Annotated in this window: 19 protein-coding genes and 2 pseudogenes; 10 read left to right on the plus strand and 11 right to left on the minus strand. The window is 50.4% G+C overall.

What is annotated here, in order from left to right; all coding sequences use genetic code 11:
• Window positions 1-14 precede the first annotated feature (14 nt).
• From FDX01_RS05005 to FDX01_RS05015, 3 genes are read right to left on the minus strand one after another with little or no spacing between them, the layout of a single operon-like run.
• The gene (locus FDX01_RS05005; RefSeq protein ID WP_170973041.1) at window positions 15-647 is read right to left on the minus strand and encodes a CatB-related O-acetyltransferase; all 633 of its coding nucleotides are present in this window, start codon (window positions 645-647) and stop codon (window positions 15-17) included.
• Between the two features lie 38 nt (window positions 648-685).
• The gene (locus FDX01_RS05010; RefSeq protein ID WP_117342968.1) at window positions 686-1,096 is read right to left on the minus strand and encodes a hemerythrin domain-containing protein; all 411 of its coding nucleotides are present in this window, start codon (window positions 1,094-1,096) and stop codon (window positions 686-688) included.
• 13 nt (window positions 1,097-1,109) lie between these two features.
• Window positions 1,110-1,880, minus strand: coding sequence for a class I SAM-dependent methyltransferase (locus FDX01_RS05015; protein ID WP_117342967.1), 771 nt, complete (start codon window positions 1,878-1,880; stop codon window positions 1,110-1,112).
• Window positions 1,881-2,057: 177 nt separating this feature from the next.
• Here FDX01_RS05015 and dgcJ point away from each other — a divergent pair, with 177 nt between their 5' ends.
• The 3 genes from dgcJ (at window position 2,058) to FDX01_RS05030 (ending at window position 4,688) form a co-directional block, all read left to right on the plus strand.
• Entirely contained in the window at window positions 2,058-3,548 is a 1,491-nt protein-coding gene (gene dgcJ / locus FDX01_RS05020) for a diguanylate cyclase DgcJ (RefSeq protein ID WP_096757320.1), read from the plus strand.
• A gap of 45 nt (window positions 3,549-3,593) precedes the next feature.
• Window positions 3,594-4,097 carry a YbaK/prolyl-tRNA synthetase associated domain-containing protein gene (locus FDX01_RS05025; protein ID WP_135912163.1) on the plus strand — a complete coding sequence of 168 codons (504 nt, stop codon included), beginning with the start codon at window positions 3,594-3,596 and terminating at the stop codon, window positions 4,095-4,097.
• A gap of 144 nt (window positions 4,098-4,241) precedes the next feature.
• Entirely contained in the window at window positions 4,242-4,688 is a 447-nt protein-coding gene (locus tag FDX01_RS05030; protein WP_016152803.1) for a DUF441 domain-containing protein, read from the plus strand.
• Here the strand turns inward: FDX01_RS05030 and FDX01_RS05035 are convergent.
• Window positions 4,671-5,463: pseudogene (locus FDX01_RS05035) on the minus strand (helix-turn-helix transcriptional regulator); the annotation flags it as partial. The gene FDX01_RS05030 and the pseudogene FDX01_RS05035 sit on opposite strands and share 18 nt — an antisense overlap.
• A 99-nt stretch (window positions 5,464-5,562) precedes the next feature.
• Between FDX01_RS05035 and FDX01_RS05040 the strand changes: the two are divergent.
• Entirely contained in the window at window positions 5,563-6,750 is a 1,188-nt protein-coding gene (locus FDX01_RS05040; protein WP_137399344.1) for a CynX/NimT family MFS transporter, read from the plus strand.
• Window positions 6,751-6,787: 37 nt separating this feature from the next.
• Here FDX01_RS05040 and FDX01_RS05045 read toward each other — a convergent pair whose 3' ends face one another.
• On the minus strand, window positions 6,788-7,495 hold the full coding sequence (locus tag FDX01_RS05045; protein ID WP_117342964.1) for a CTP synthase: 708 nt from the start codon (window positions 7,493-7,495) through the stop codon (window positions 6,788-6,790).
• A 198-nt stretch (window positions 7,496-7,693) separates the two neighbouring features.
• On the opposite strand from FDX01_RS05045, the pseudogene FDX01_RS05050 reads away from it, so the two are divergent.
• Window positions 7,694-8,040 (plus strand): annotated as a pseudogene (locus tag FDX01_RS05050) (DUF488 domain-containing protein).
• A gap of 7 nt (window positions 8,041-8,047) precedes the next feature.
• Here FDX01_RS05050 and FDX01_RS05055 read toward each other — a convergent pair.
• Window positions 8,048-8,296 (minus strand): DUF333 domain-containing protein, encoded by a 249-nt coding sequence (locus tag FDX01_RS05055; protein ID WP_137399345.1) that lies wholly within the window; start codon window positions 8,294-8,296, stop codon window positions 8,048-8,050.
• Between the two features lie 186 nt (window positions 8,297-8,482).
• Here FDX01_RS05055 and FDX01_RS05060 point away from each other — a divergent pair, with 186 nt between their 5' ends.
• From FDX01_RS05060 to yoaJ, 3 genes are read left to right on the plus strand one after another with little or no spacing between them, the layout of a single operon-like run.
• The gene (locus FDX01_RS05060; protein WP_115258706.1) at window positions 8,483-9,508 is read left to right on the plus strand and encodes a sensor domain-containing diguanylate cyclase; all 1,026 of its coding nucleotides are present in this window, start codon (window positions 8,483-8,485) and stop codon (window positions 9,506-9,508) included.
• A gap of 47 nt (window positions 9,509-9,555) precedes the next feature.
• On the plus strand, window positions 9,556-9,654 hold the full coding sequence (locus FDX01_RS05065) for a YoaK family small membrane protein (RefSeq protein ID WP_096757327.1): 99 nt from the start codon (window positions 9,556-9,558) through the stop codon (window positions 9,652-9,654).
• Window positions 9,655-9,656: 2 nt separating this feature from the next.
• A complete protein-coding gene (gene yoaJ / locus FDX01_RS05070) occupies window positions 9,657-9,731 on the plus strand; it encodes a protein YoaJ (RefSeq protein WP_099530266.1) in 75 nt (24 codons plus the stop codon).
• A gap of 49 nt (window positions 9,732-9,780) precedes the next feature.
• Here yoaJ and FDX01_RS05075 read toward each other — a convergent pair whose 3' ends face one another.
• Entirely contained in the window at window positions 9,781-10,029 is a 249-nt protein-coding gene (locus FDX01_RS05075) for a GlsB/YeaQ/YmgE family stress response membrane protein (protein ID WP_096757328.1), read from the minus strand.
• A 358-nt stretch (window positions 10,030-10,387) separates the two neighbouring features.
• Between FDX01_RS05075 and fdhF the strand changes: the two genes are divergently transcribed.
• Entirely contained in the window at window positions 10,388-12,535 is a 2,148-nt protein-coding gene (gene fdhF, locus FDX01_RS05080) for a formate dehydrogenase subunit alpha (protein WP_137399346.1), read from the plus strand.
• Between the two features lie 54 nt (window positions 12,536-12,589).
• Here the strand turns inward: fdhF and FDX01_RS05085 are convergent, their stop codons facing one another.
• The 4 genes from FDX01_RS05085 to leuE all read right to left on the minus strand — a co-directional run bounded on the left by FDX01_RS05085 (window position 12,590) and on the right by leuE (window position 14,804).
• A complete protein-coding gene (locus FDX01_RS05085) occupies window positions 12,590-13,234 on the minus strand; it encodes a hypothetical protein (protein ID WP_137363035.1) in 645 nt (214 codons plus the stop codon).
• Window positions 13,235-13,441: 207 nt separating this feature from the next.
• Complete coding sequence (locus FDX01_RS05090) at window positions 13,442-13,624, minus strand: DUF1869 domain-containing protein (protein ID WP_096757331.1); 183 nt, start codon at window positions 13,622-13,624, stop codon at window positions 13,442-13,444.
• 3 nt (window positions 13,625-13,627) lie between these two features.
• A complete protein-coding gene (gene yeaR, locus FDX01_RS05095) occupies window positions 13,628-13,990 on the minus strand; it encodes a DUF1971 domain-containing protein YeaR (protein WP_096757332.1) in 363 nt (120 codons plus the stop codon).
• 175 nt (window positions 13,991-14,165) lie between these two features.
• Entirely contained in the window at window positions 14,166-14,804 is a 639-nt protein-coding gene (leuE, locus tag FDX01_RS05100) for a leucine efflux protein LeuE (protein ID WP_115259957.1), read from the minus strand.
• A 234-nt stretch (window positions 14,805-15,038) separates the two neighbouring features.
• Here leuE and ycaC point away from each other — a divergent pair, with 234 nt between their 5' ends.
• A complete protein-coding gene (ycaC, locus tag FDX01_RS05105) occupies window positions 15,039-15,665 on the plus strand; it encodes an isochorismate family cysteine hydrolase YcaC (RefSeq protein WP_096757333.1) in 627 nt (208 codons plus the stop codon).
• The last annotated feature ends 35 nt before the right edge of the window (window positions 15,666-15,700 follow it).

The following is a 15,700-nucleotide window of genomic DNA, read 5'->3' on the forward strand; positions in this document are numbered from 1 at the left end:
GTCCAATACGCCGTTTACACTTGTCTCTGCCGGGCAACGCTCAACTCCAACGCTGAAATATCGCCAGATGACAACAGCGGTTGCAACGCCACCAGCGTCTCTTCCGCCAGTTGATACAAATCCAGCGCCAGCAATCGTTTAATATCCTCTTCGGGAAGTCGATATCTTATGATCTTCGCCGGATTCCCGCCGACAATCGCATACGGAGGTACATCTTTGGTCACGACAGCACCCGCAGCCACGACAGCGCCTTCTCCAACCGTCACGCCAGGCATAATCATCGCGCGCATACCTAACCAACAGCCATCCTTGAGAACCGTGTCTCCGCGAAACTGGTAGGCATCGTTGATGGACGCCATAAAGGGGTAAAGACTTATCCAGTCCAACCGGTGGGTACTGTTTCCCCCCATAACAATCACGCTCTCGGCACCAATACAGACGAAATTACCGATGATCAACTTATCCAGATGCCCGAGCGGTTCCCACTCTCTGCTAACCTCGTCGCCAAGTAAATATCGCACGACTGAAGCCTCAAAGCCTTTATCCCAGCAGTCGCTGTAATAACTGTGCGTCCCTTTAATTACGATATTGGGATTCGTCACTGTCTGGTGAAGATATTCCATTCTCGACCAGTGTTTTTCTGACATTCCAGTAGCCCTTTACTCAGTTATGTTCTTAACGCACATTACATCCTTTCTACCAGCGGATAGAAATCTTTATTTTCCCGCTGCATACGCTCAAACACTTTGCGTAATACGGTATTGGCGTCGCGTCTGAACGCCTCGTCATTACCCATCAGCTTGCTGGCAATATTCCAGCGGCGCGAAAACGCATCATACTCACCAACAATATCCGCCATTTCACGTTGAAATTGGGTACTGACCTGTCTGAGTTTACTATTCCCATCCTGTTCAATTTGAGGATAAAGAAACTGATCTTCCGCTGACAGATGCGTTTTAATGATCGCACTCATGCTCACGATCGCCGCAGCAATTTGCTGCGCATTGGATGATACCCCGGACTGGCTTAACGTACGTAGAAAAGATATTTTTTCGAGAATATCAACGTGCTGATGTTTCATTTTATCCAGATTCATCCCTTTATCCTTTTTATTTACCCTTTACGGAACAGCAGGCGATATAGTTGAGTTGGTGACGCTGTGCGCGGAAAAAACGGAACATCTTAAGAAAACGCTGGCGATTCTCATGCGTGCGTAGTCCGTTATAAGCAATTTTAAGGGCGCCGTTAAATCCCTCATCACGAATTAACCCCTGCGGCGACATTAGCGACATTTCACCATTTTGCTGTAGCACCTGTTCAAATCCCGCGCCCAGAAATAGATCGCGCCAGCCTTGCTGCGTCAGCGGACTCACATTTGACTTCACAACCTGCTGAAGCTGGTTTTGATCGCCCTCTCCCAGTTTTTGCGCCGTAAACATAATGTCATGGGTTAACAAGCGCCCACCAGGTTTCAGTACCCGATGGTATTCCGCAATCAACTTCGTCTTAGCCTTATCACCGTACATCGTGAGCATGGCTTCATTAATCACCACGTCAAAACTGTTGTCGGCGAAAGGAATAGTATTCGCATTAGCGGCCATGACATGAATATGATTTTCCAGCCCATGGACAGCGACGTTATTTCTCGCCTTAACCAGCGCACTTTTATCCATATCAATGGCGTATACAGTGCAGCCAAAGCGTTGCACCAGTTCAATCGCCGTGGTCGCCATGTTACACGCCACTTCAAGCACCTGACTGTCTGACGTCAATTGCGACTGGCTGAACAGCCATTCTGTGGCTTCTATCCCCCCCGGGCGCAGGCGGGTTTTCCCCAGGCTGGCCAGAAATGTATGGCCTGCTTTTTCCATCGTACTCATCGGCCTGTCTCCTTTTCTATAAGTTGCATTATAAATACAACATTAAAGATTAAAGGTGAAGAGTACGAATGATTTTTATTACAAAAATAGCCAACAATGGGTCATTCCCATACCGTTAGAGTGGACGTTTAGCGTGTGATAAACTGAAGTATCGGACTTACAGGGCTGAAAAACATTATGAAATTTCATCATAAAGCGCTCCGGCACTTTATCTCCGTAAGCGTTATTGTTTTGACCTCTTCTTTTCTGGTGTACGAACTGATTGCCAGCGATCGAGCAATGAACGCCTATATGCGTTATGTCATTGAGAAAGCCGACTCTTCTTTCCTGTATGATAAATACACTAATCAGAGTATTGCCGCCCATTTAATGCGCCGTTTTTCATCGCCCAAAGCCCCTGTTTCTGCTGAACAACGAAAAGCACTGTGCCAGGCATTTGAGCACGTTAACGGCACGTACGGGCTGAATCTCACCTCACATAGCTACCTGCCGTTACGCGGTACTTTACAGACCCACTCAGCAAACTGTATTGAACAACTTGATGACATATTCTTGTTGCCCGCTTTCGACCAGGCGGTCAACGTCAATCGTGAACTGGTCGATTATGGCCATGGATTAGCCACACTGGAGTATAAATTTCGTTATTACATTGATTTAAATAATAACTATATCTATTTCTACAACCTGATTAACTCTAATCAGTTCACGATGAATCATTGGTCTTTTTTGCAAAAAGGCACGCTGGGAATTCACCAGAACGATATCGATGATGTTTTTACCGGCCGCACCGTCATTTCCAGTATTTATGAGGATGACCTGACGCAAGAAAAAGTCATGAGCTTTATCACCCCGGTCTATTACGCCGGTAAACTCAAAGGCGTCGTGATGGTGGATGTGAACAAGGACAATCTGCGGCATATTTTTTATACCAGCGATCGTCCCCTCGTCTGGCGTTATCTGAACGTCACGTTGTCTGACGTCAGTTCAGGAAAAGAGATCGTCATCAACCAGAGTGAATCAAACCTGTTCCAGTATGTGCAATATGTTAATGATATTCCCGGCGGAATACGGATCACACTCTCCCTTGATTTAATGTACTTTATTGTCTCTTCCTGGAAAATTTTCGCTTTTTACCTGCTGGCAACCGCGCTACTGCTGAATTTGGTCAGAACCCACTTTCGTTTGTATCATAACGTCCGGCGCGAAAATATCAGCGATGCAATGACCGGGTTGTACAACCGTAAAATCTTAACGCCAACGCTTGAGCAACGTTTGCAGCAACTGGTCAACGCCGGAACGCGGGTGACATTTATCGCTATTGATTGTGACAAGCTAAAAACCATTAATGACACGCTGGGACACCAGGAAGGCGATCGTATTATCACTATTCTGGCCAAAGCGATTCAAAACGCGATCCGCAAAAGTGATTATGCTATTCGCCTCGGGGGCGATGAGTTCTGCATGATTCTGATCGATTATCCTGCCGAGCTCACTCCTCAGTTGCTGGAACGGATCGACGAGAACTTACATATTATTGCGCCGGGGACCTCCGTTAGCTTTTCCGCCGGCATTTATAATATGCAGCCGGGTGACACCATTAACGATGCTTACAAAGCCTCTGACGCCCAGCTGTATCTCAACAAACAGAAAAAGCACCCTCGTTCGTGATACTTTTTCTGCGCAGGATTTTTATTGTGGTATCAGGAGTAAGACATGACGGAAGTAAATACAGGTAATGTAACCCATCAACGTTTGGTCGCGTTATTGTCGGAACACGGCGCAACGTACCGCGTGGTCAGCCACGACGCCGTCGGCAAATGCGAAGCGGTATCAGAGATTCGTGGCACAGCCTTGGGTCAGGGTGCAAAAGCCCTGGTGTGTAAAGTGAAAGGCAATGGCGTCAATCAGCATGTGCTTGCTATTCTTTCTGCCGATCAACAGGCTGATCTGAGCCAACTCGCCAGCCATCTTGGCGGCTTGAGGGCCTCCCTGGCAAGCCCTGCTGAAGTGGATGAACTGACGGGATGCGTCTTTGGTGCCATTCCTCCCTTCAGCTTCCATCCTCAGCTCAAGCTGGTCGCCGATCCACTCTTGTTCGAGCGTTTTGATGAGATTGCCTTTAACGCCGGGGTGCTGGAAAAATCGGTCATTATGGACACCCAGGATTACCTGCGCATTGCGCAACCGGAGTTAGTCACGTTTCGCCGCACGCAATAACACGCTATAACGCCCCGTTACCGGCACAGAAACGCACGGTTATGCGTTCGCCCAAATAGCGTATACATCACTAAAAAAAGCCTGTTCCACCACGCATTTGCGCGTACAGTAAGCAGGCTTATCTTTTTTGGCAAGGAAACTACGATGTTTGATGTCACTCTGCTGATCCTGCTCGGACTGGCAGCTCTGGGCTTTGTCAGCCACAACACCACTGTCGCCGTTTCAATCCTGGTGCTGATTATTGTCCGTGTCACCCCGCTGAACACCTTTTTCCCGTGGATTGAAAAACAGGGCCTGACTGTCGGGATTATTATCCTGACGATTGGCGTGATGGCACCGATCGCCAGCGGAACGCTACCGCCCTCCACGCTCATTCACTCCTTCGTAAACTGGAAGTCACTGGTCGCCATTGCTATCGGCGTATTCGTCTCCTGGCTGGGTGGACGTGGCGTCACGCTGATGGGCAGTCAGCCGCAGTTAGTCGCCGGGTTGCTGGTCGGTACGGTACTGGGCGTTGCGCTGTTTCGCGGCGTCCCTGTGGGGCCGCTCATCGCCGCGGGTCTGGTTTCGCTGATTGTGGGGAAACAGTAGCCAGCCCCGTCAGATAACGGCCTGGGGTTTGACCCAGGCCTTTTTTGAACATGGTGATAAAGGCGGTTGTTGAATCGTAACCCAGCATGTGGGCGACCTGCTGGACGTTACGACCATCAACCAGCGCCTGTAATGCCAGAATCAACTGTAGTTGCTGACGCCAGCGGCGAAAACTCAGCCCGGTCTCTTTCACCACCAGCCGGGCAAGATTGCGTTCGCTCATCGCAAACACGCTAGCCCACTGGCCCAAGGTCTGCCATTGCGCGGGCTCCTGCGCCATCGTTGCGACCATCCTGCGAATTTTCGGATGATCGGAAACCGGCAGCTGCATTTGCTCCTGCGGTTGCTGCGGAAGTTCATCAAACAAGACCTGCGTCAGCCGCTGCGTTGACGGCTCCAGCCGCTGGGCATCGGTTCTGGTCGCCAGCGAAAGAATCAGTTCCCGGCAGAGTGGTGATATTTTCAGCGTGCAGCAACGTTCAGGCATCACCACCGCCTGCGGTTCAATAAACAAAAAACACAGCTCAGCGCCAACGGTGACGTGATTGCTGTGAGGGATCTCACCCGGGATCCACACCGCGTACTGGGGTGGCACCATCCACATGGCGTGTTCAACTTCACAGGTAATCGCGCCATGCAATGCCAGGATCAACTGGCCTTTACGGTGCTGATGCAGCGGGCTGAAGAGTTCGTCTTCCTGAGCCTGAATACAAAAAGCCACAGCGGCATCGTGATAGCGATCCGGTTCATACCCGTCCAGCCTCAGTCCCAGCATAACGTTGTCCGATTTTAGCGATAATCTGTCATTTTAGCTTGATTCATCCATGGTGTAAAAACGGTAAGGTATCGCCTCGCCTGACGATAAGAGAAAAAGATGACTTATTCCCCTTCCCCCCGCGGCAAGCAAGGTGCATTGCTGATTGCGGGTATCCTGATGATTGCCACCACGCTTCGCGTTACCTTTACGGGTGCAGCGCCGCTGCTGGATGCCATTCGCGCAGATTACGCGCTGACGACCGCCCAGACGGGGCTCCTGACTACCCTACCGCTGCTGGCCTTTGCGTTAGTTTCCCCCCTGGCGGCGGGCGTTGCCCGTCGATGGGGTATTGAGCGCAGTCTGTTTGCCGCCATGCTGCTGATTTGCGCCGGTATTGCCATACGTTCATTGCCCTCGCCGCCATTCTTATTTAGTGGAACCACCCTCATTGGCTGTGGGATAGCATTAGGCAACGTGCTGCTTCCGGGGCTGATTAAGCGTGATTTTTCACAACATGTCGCAAAACTTACCGGGGCGTACTCGTTGACGATGGGAGCTGCGGCCGCCATTGGCTCAGCCATCGTGGTGCCGCTGGCGCTTAACGGATTCGGCTGGCGCGGTGCGCTGATGATGTTGATGGTCTTTCCGCTGCTGGCGCTGTTTATCTGGCTACCGCAGTATCGCCAGACGAGCCATGCCACGATGAGTAACTCGCGCGCGTTGCATTCCCGAGGGATCTGGCGCTCCAGCCTCGCCTGGCAGGTGACGCTGTTTTTGGGGATCAACTCACTCGTCTATTACGTGATTATCGGCTGGTTGCCCGCTATTTTGATTAGCCATGGCTACAGCGAGGCGCAGGCGGGTTCGCTGCACGGTTTGCTGCAACTCGCTACTGCCGCACCCGGCTTACTGATCCCTTTAATCTTGTTTAAATTGAAGGATCAACGCACCATTGCCGCTTTGGTCTCATTAATGTGTGCGATTGCAGCCGCAGGATTCTGGCTGCTACCCAACCAGGCCGTGTTGTGGACGATTTTATTTGGCTTTGGCTCGGGCGCCACGATGATCCTCGGACTGACGTTCATCGGACTTCGTGCCAGTTCTGCGCACCAGGCGGCTGCGCTATCCGGTATGGCGCAGTCTGTGGGGTACTTGCTGGCGGCGTGTGGACCGCCGTTAATGGGCAAAATTCACGACCTCAACGGTAACTGGCAGATACCGTTGATTGGCGTCGCCCTGCTAGCGACACTGATGGCTGTGTTTGGCCTGTATGCTGGACGCAGCCGTGAGATAACCTCGCCATAACGCATGGGGCAGGCTCATTGCAGACCTGCCCGACTTTTTATCCGCGCGCCGCGCGTAACATCGCCTGAACCAGCGGCACGGGTTTCCCCGCCAAGGCACCCCGTTCATGTTGAAAGAGCGTGCCAACATAAAAAGGATGCGTCACCAGTTCAATGGCACGAATATCTCCCGCCTCATCCCAGCCCGTCACGCGTAAATCCCCACGCTCCAGTTCGTCGGCAAAGGCTTGCGATACGCCGTAGTTGCAGTGATAACCTTCGGAGATCACCTCCTGATTGTAGGCTCTGGCGATCAGCGTATTCGCCCGCAGTTCGATATCATCCGTTTTTTCGACCAGCGAGCAGCTCAATGGGGCAATTACCATGCGACCTTCGGTATCCGTTTCTGCGTGTGCGGCATCGTGCCAACCCAGCACGTTGCGGGCATATTCGAGGATGGCATGCTGAAAACCACCGCAGGTGCCGAGAAAGGGAATACTGTTTTCACGGGCGTAACGAATAGCCGTCAGCGCACCTTCTGGATGCTGATAAGGGCTACCGGGCACCACCCAAATAGCGTCATAGCCGACCAGGTCCTCACCGCTATTAATATCCGATGTGGTTAGCCAGTCGTAATCCGCCATTAATTCCAGCACCGCGGCAGCGTCATCAATAGCAAGGGGAATCGCCTGATGCGCGACAATGTCAGGGTTGTAGTCACCGACCAGCGCAATGCGAAGTGTATTTTTTACAGGGGAAATGTCCATGAGAGTTTCCTTGTGTCCAGACAATAAGGGACAACATAAGGAGCCTCACCCTACCGATATTTTGTTGTTTTCACAATCCCTTAAATTGGGAGTCAGTCGCGACAAAATGCTATAATGGTCACGTTTTACGATCTTAATGTACCGTAAAGACGATAATAAAACGTCTCCATTCGGTGACATAACGGAGCGGATTGAGAAATGAATATTCAATGTAAACGCGTGTATGACCCGGCTGAACAAAATGATGGTTATCGCGTTCTGGTCGACAGACTGTGGCCACGGGGGTTAAAAAAACCGACCTGGCCTGCGATGAGTGGAATAAAGCGCTCACGCCCTCGACTGAATTACGCAAAGCATTTCATGCTGAACTTATTGATTTTAAACATTTCGCTGAACAATACCGCGCCGAGCTTGCTCAACAGCAGCAGGAAGGGAAACGGCTTGCTGACATCGCGCGTCAACAGACCGTCACGCTACTGTATGCAGCAAAAAATACGCAGCAAAACCACGCTCTCGTGCTGGCCGAGTGGCTACGTCAATGGTAGCAGGCTCTCACTGCGTTTTAGCCGGGTGATCTCTGCGCCAAAGCGCCCATTCGTCGATCACTTCTCCACCGGGGAGCTTGCAGTCAGAACGTACCCCTTGCGGCGTTTGTACCGCAGTCAGCGAACCTCCTTTTTGCTGGCAATAGACGGATGCCGGATTCGCCATACCCACTTTCGGTGGCATTGGTGCATCGGGTTGCGTCGAACATCCCGCTAACATCAGCATACCTGGCAACACAAGAAACAAAGATTTCATGACCGCTCCTGCAAATAATGTTATTGCGGCAGATTACCCTGACTGCCCGCCTACCTCCATGTTTTACTGATGAGTTTTCATTCTCCGCTTACATTTCATACAGTTCGGCTTGTTTCATCTTTCACAGTGTTGTTTTATCATGCAGGCATCACCGTCGTTGTTACTACTCAGGAGTATTTACCTCTCATGTCTGACATGATCCTTGCCAGAGTCTCACAATCATTAGCCACCGAGCAGTCTGTTGAGGGTCTGGTTCGGCAACTTCTGGAGATGCTGGAAATGGTGACTGACATGGAGTCGACCTATTTAACCAAAGTCGATTTAGATGCACGCCTGCAGCATATTCTGTATGCACGTAACAGCCGACAGATGCATATACCCGAGGGTTTGTCGGTGCCGTGGGATGAAACGTTGTGCAAGCGCGCAATCGAAGAAAACTGCCTGTACAGCGATAACGTCCCCGCTCGCTGGCCAGACTGTGCCGCCGCACGCGCGCTGGAAATTACCACCTTTTTGAGCACGCCAGTCCACCTTCCGGATGGGACATTTTACGGCACGCTTTGCGCCACCAGCCGGCAGCAACAAACGTTGAGCCAACGCGGAGAGCAGGTCCTGCATCTGTTTGCGAGTCTGATTGCCCAGTCGATTCAAAAAGAGTCACTGGTGGCGCAATTACGTGAAGCGAATGCGGCACTCATTGCACACTCCTACACCGACGCGCTCACCGGATTACCTAATCGTCGGGCCATTTTCGAAAATATGGAAACCCTCTTTTCGCTGGCTCGCCATTTGCAGCAAAAAATTATCGTCGCCTATATTGATTTAGATGATTTCAAGCTGATCAATGACCGTTTTGGCCATGAAGTTGGTGACCAATTTTTGATCCAGGTTGGGCAACGTTTGCGCCATGTGTGTAGTGAAAACGATATTCTTGGCCGACTGGGCGGCGACGAGTTTCTCGTCGCGGGTCTGTCACAAAAAAGTGAAGAAGATCAACACACGCGCATGCAAAGGGTTAAAGACCAGTTGCAACAACAACTCTGCGGCGACTATCAGCTTGGCGCTATCAGCCTGTTTTATCCTGGCGCCAGCCTGGGCGTGATTGAAGTCGATCCGCGAGAAACCGACTTAAACTGTGCGCTTCATAACGCTGATAGCGCGATGTACCTGGATAAAAAACGCGAGGGCAAAACTGCTTTTGTCACGCATTAAGCCCTGTTATTCTGGCTCATCTTCACATAACGTTGGCTGGTGAAACCATGCGGATTGGTATTATTTTTCCTGTCATTATCTTCATTTCCGCCGTTGTTTTTTTATCCTGGTTCTTTATTGGCGGCTACGCCGCTCCGGGAGCATAACCATGAAAAAAACAACGCTCATCATGATTGGCGTCGCCATTATTGTGGTACTCGGCACCGAATTGGGCTGGTGGTAAAAAAATAAAGGCCACACGAAGTGGCCTCTACTTCAATATCTGTTTTGATTTAACTTTTGACTTTTCTGTAGATAAACAGAACAACGAGCGCGCCGATAATCGCCACAACAAAGCTGCCAAAGTTGAAACCATCCACTTTGCCAAAGCCAAGCAATGTACTGATCCAACCGCCAACGACTGCACCGATAACCCCTAAAATAATAGTCATAAAGAATCCGCCGCCGTCCTTGCCTGGCATAATCCATTTTGCCAATATCCCAGCGATAAGACCGAAAATAATCCATGAAAGTATACCCATTTTTTTCCTCGCTTATGTTTTTACGTGAACGATTGACTCGTTATTTAAAAGCATAGCATAGCGCCGAAAAATTAAAATTTGTGATCACCATCACCATGGATTTTCATCTTATTCCGATGTTTCATGATCTTAGATCACCGCAAATGGCGATCTTTTCTGACGTTTATCGTCATTAATGTCGTTTCGTCAGTGACTTTACGTTTAATTTCGCAGCCCAACCCTACCGTGACTACGTTTTCAATTCTGGCACACTTTATGCTTTAACAGCCCGTCACTACGATACATCGTAGCCCGTGACCTATTCACGTGGCTGCGTCTACAATTCGCGCTATTTCAGCATTTAACAGGTCTGTTATTGATGAAAAAAATCACCAGTGTATGCCCATACTGCGGGGCCGGGTGCAAGCTCAAGCTTGTTGTTGAAAATAACAAAATCATCCGCGCCGAAGCCGCTGAAGGGGTGACCAACCAAAACCAGCTATGTCTGAAAGGCTACTACGGTTGGGATTTTCTTAACGACACGCGCCTTCTGACTCCCCGTCTAACTCGCCCGCTGATCCGTTATGAAAAAGGGGGAAAGTTCACGCCCGTCAGCTGGGATGAAGCCATTCGCTACACCGCAAAACGCCTATCAGACATCAAAAATGCTCATGGTCCCCGCGCCATCATGACTACTGGCTCTTCCCGTGGAACAGGAAACGAGACCAACTATGTGATGCAAAAGTTCGCACGTGGCGTGCTCAACACCAACAACGTCGATTGCTGTGCTCGCGTATGCCATGGCCCTTCCGTTGCCGGATTGCAGGAAACCTTAGGCAATGGCGCAATGAGCAATTCCATCAGCGACATTGAAAATGCCAAATGCCTGCTCATCTTTGGCTATAACTGCGCAGACTCTCATCCGATAGTCGCCCGCCGGGTCATCAAAGCCCGTCAGAACGGGGCGAAAATCATTGTCTGCGATCCTCGCCGCATTGAAACCGCGCGTATTGCAGACCAGCACCTGCAGTTGAAAAATGGCTGTAACATGGCGCTGGTCAACGCCTTTGGACACGTGCTGATTGAAGAGCAGCTCTACGATCGTGAATACGTACAAAAGCATGCCGAAGGCCTGGAAAGCTATTGGGAAACCGTAAAGGACTATGCGCCTGAAACCGTTGAACACCTCACCGGGGTGCCAGCTCAACAGGTACGCCAGGCGATGCGCACCTTTGCCGCCGCACCGTCAGCGACGGTGATGTGGGGAATGGGCGTGACGCAGTTCGGCCAGGCTGTCGACGTCGTGCGTGGGTTGTCGAGTCTGGCCTTGCTGACCGGCAATCTGGGTCGACCTAACGTCGGCGTCGGCCCGGTACGCGGGCAGAATAACGTTCAGGGCGCATGCGACATGGGCGTGCTTCCCAATCAATTTCCGGGCTATCAGGACGTTACCGATCCCGCAGTGAGAGCGAAATTTGCTCAAGCCTGGGGGATTGACGTCAACCTGATGGATGACAAGGTGGGCACACGGATCACCGAAGTCCCGCATCTGGCGATTGAAGGCAAAGTTAAAGCCTACTACATCATGGGGGAAGATCCGCTGCAAACCGAAGCCGATTTGGGCCTGGTTCGAGAAGGCTTCAACGCGCTTGATTTTATCGTGGTGCAGGACATCTTCATGACCAAGACGGCGGAAATGGCCGACGTTATCCTGCCCGCAACCTCATGGGGCGAACACGGTGGCGTCTTTACCTGCGCCGATCGTGGTTTTCAGCGTTTTGAGAAGGCGATTGAACCCACCGGGGATGTGAAGCGCGACTGGGAAATTATCAGTCTGTTGGCGACCGAAATGGGTTACCCAATGCAGTATCAAAACAACCAGCAAATCTGGGATGAGATGCGCGAACTCTGTCCGCTATTCTATGGGGTAACGTATGAGAAAATGGGCGATATGGGCCATATTCAGTGGCCTTGCCCGGATCTCGATCACCCTGGCACCCCGTATCTCTATCAGAATAGTCGGTTTGATACCGCCAACGGTAAGGGCAAGCTGTTTGCCGCTCAGTGGCGAGCCCCTGCCGAAGTACCGGATGAAAAATACCCGATGGTGCTCTGTACCGTGCGCGAAGTGGGGCATTACTCCTGTCGTTCCATGACCGGCAATTGCGCGGCACTGCAGGCGCTGGCAGATGAACCGGGCTATGTGCAAATCAATACTCAGGATGCCGCCAAACAGGGGATCCGCCATCGTGACCTGGTGTGGGTGAGTTCCCGTCGTGGGAAAGTCATCAGCCGTGCCGATGTCTCCGAGCGTATCAATAGCGGAACGGTGTATATGACGTATCAGTGGTGGATTGGCGCATGTAACGAGTTAACCCAGGATAATCTTGATCCTATCTCGAAAACGCCGGAAACCAAGTATTGCGCGGTGAATATCGAACACATCACCGATCAACATTGGGCAGAGAAGTATGCTGCGCAATCATATAGCGAGATGAAGTCACGTTTATGTGAGGCTATTGCGTAAATAACAGTACACACAGCCTGAGTCTTTTGTTCAAGGCTCAGGCTGTTATTTCGATCACTTAGCCAGCAGTTGCTTGCCTACACGAACAGATGCGTATTCTTCCTTCTTATCTCGCCGCATAAAACCAAGGTTCATCAGAAATAATCCCACCATAAACGGCAGTTCATACAGCTCTTCAATAAGATCGCCGTAATGGGCATTATGCAGAAACAGTGGCGACAGCAGGCGATGATGTTCTACGGTGTCAGATATTAAAAATGCACAGGTGGTGATTGCCAGCAGCCAAATCGGCAGCGGTTCATTGCGTACACGACGTGCAATATCCTGCCGTAAGCGCTTCGACAATAACACTGGCAGAATAATCATGGCAATTAACACGACTGAAATGGTTCTGAACAGAAGTTTAGGATGCTCAGGGAAATAATCACGCCCCCAACTGGTGCTTCTGCCCAGTAAAACCAGCCACCACACTGCCGCCCACAGCCAAAATTGCTTCTCACCTTCAGGACGAGATAAAGGCCGAATATAGCTGAGAGTAAATATCGCGCCGAACAGTAGCCACAGCGCCTGCCCATTTTCAATCCATCTGACAACGGTGCCGTTTAACAGAGGAAGATTCCAGTTTGCGGTGAACGGGATCGCGACGATGACCAATCCAAGAATGAGTGTGGGTAATGTAAGCTGGGTGTTCAATTTCATAAGCAAGATGTTCTGTAATGTTACTGTGTACCGATCATAACCCCTGTGAATGGTTGCCTATTAGCAATGAATGCGATGTTCTTAAGGTTTTCTTAAGAATTCTTTTTTCGGACTGTTTAAGTAACCAGTCACAGGATGTCAGTCAATAAAAAACCGCAGCATGCTGCGGTTTTTTATATAAATCATAGAGTAACGGCGTTTACGGCGTTACCAGCCGCAAACATCGTGCTCATTTTCTGTATCGTACGAACGTACGGTATTCACCAGATCTTTGACCACTTCGGCTGCCACGTCGGGTACCAACAGCGTCATTGGCGCTTCCGTTTCATAATCAACAGAAACGCCATTGCTGTTATTGGTTACGGTGACGGTATAGGTTGCTTTACTCATGACTCACTCCTTGCCGGTACGCACGACTTTTCGTTGATTAGCACTCTCCATCAGAACCTCAGGCGCAACGAAAAAATCGATATTAAAGTAGGTGTCGTCGGTCATCACTTCGATGTTATGCCATTTTTCCGGTGGAAAAACGCCAAACTGACCGGCTTCAATAATCATCACCTCTACGGGCTCCGGGCTGTGCTCATCTGCGAATCCGAGATATTTGACCGCCCCCTGCATAACCGACAGTCGAGGATAAACCCCCGCACGGGTACCTTTATCAAGGTGGCGTTCGAAAATTCCGGCAGGCGCAGTGTCTTTGTTCCAGAACGGCGTTGAGCGTGTATGAATGTGATTCTGTGGAATTTGAAGCATCTTTCTTCCCTTTTCCAGTCGACAACCAGCGAGCCTTATTGAATCGCTGCTGTGAACAGGGTACGCCTCAAAATATACATTTAAAATACCATTTATTGGTTAGTATTCTTACTGATGGACAATGATAAGAATGGGGAAAAACGCAAAGCCCGCCGCCTGGAGCGGGCTAATGGCGTTAAGACTGAAGCGTCGCCAGACGGGCGGCAAACCCCACAAAAATTAAACCGATGAGAGAATTGCCCACCTTCGCCAGTTTCTTCTTGGTGCGAATATACTGCGTGACAAAAGCACCGGAGAAAATAAGGAAGCTCAGGTAGAAAAAGCTCACGATTTCAAGCGTAATGGCCAAAATAAAGAACGACAACCCTGAATGTGTTGCATTGACGTCAATAAATTGAACGAAAAACGACACATAAAACAGAATGGCTTTTGGATTAGTCAGACTCAAAATTAATGCACGTTTGAAAATAGCACCAAAGGGCGTTTCTTCGGCCGCAGTCTCCGTGGCCTTCGATTTTAACGTGGCATACAGAATCTTCGCGCCGAGATATAACAGATAAAAAGCCCCCAGATAACGCACGATATTAAACAAAACGGGCGTTGTTTTGATCAGTGCCGCAACACCTGCGTAGGCCAAAAACATCAGCACGGCATCACCGATGAACACCCCGCAGGCTGCAAGGTAACCGCCCTTCACCCCTCGCCCTACGCTATTCTTCAGCACGAATATCGTATTGGGCCCCGGTACCAGTACAATAAAAATAGCCCCCACCAAATACGTCCAGTAATTCAGAACTCCATACTCTGCGAACACGTTAACCTCTTCCTGATAAAACACATGCACTTGCTGCGAGACAATATGCTAACGAATGCATCACCTGATGGAAAGAGAAGCTTATGAATAGCGCACTCTGTTGCAGAATATTTTTCGTTCCAGATTTGCAACGATGAAACTCATTTTTGCGACTACCCAATACCCCGGATAGCCACTACTGTTTATCAATAGATTTCGCCGTCGAGGCCCCCTCTCATCACCTGGAGAAAAAAAATGACGATTACCTATAAACGTGTGGATAAGGATCAGGCTGCCGTACTGTTGGTCGATCACCAGGCAGGTTTACTGTCGCTGGTCCGTGATATTGATCCCGACAAGTTTAAAAACAACGTGCTGGCGCTGGCCGATCTGGCGAAGTACTTCAAACTCCCCACCATTCTGACCACCAGCTTTGAAACCGGTCCTAATGGCCCTCTGGTTCCTGAGCTGAAAGCGCTGTTTCCTGACGCCCCTTACATTGCCCGCCCGGGGCAGATTAACGCCTGGGACAACGACGATTTTGTCAACGCGATTAAAGCGACGGGTAAAAAACAGCTGATCATTGCCGGTGTCGTCACCGAAGTGTGCGTCGCCTTCCCTGCACTATCGGCCATTGAGGCAGGGTTCGACGTGTTCGTGGTTACCGATGCGTCCGGCACCTTTAACCCGCTGACCCGCGACTCTGCCTGGAACCGTATGTCTTCTGCCGGCGTGCAGTTGATGACCTGGTTCGGTCTGGCCTGTGAATTACACCGCGACTGGCGTAATGACGTTGAAGGGCTGGGCACGCTGTTTTCCAACCATATTCCTGACTATCGCAACCTGATGACCAGTTACAGCACGCTGGCTTCCGGAAAATAATATCCGCAATTTATCAACCCGCCGTTATCGGCGGG

The sequence above is a fragment of the Citrobacter sp. wls613 genome (assembly GCF_005281195.1).
In the GTDB taxonomy this organism is placed as follows: Bacteria; Pseudomonadota; Gammaproteobacteria; order Enterobacterales; family Enterobacteriaceae; genus Citrobacter; species Citrobacter gillenii.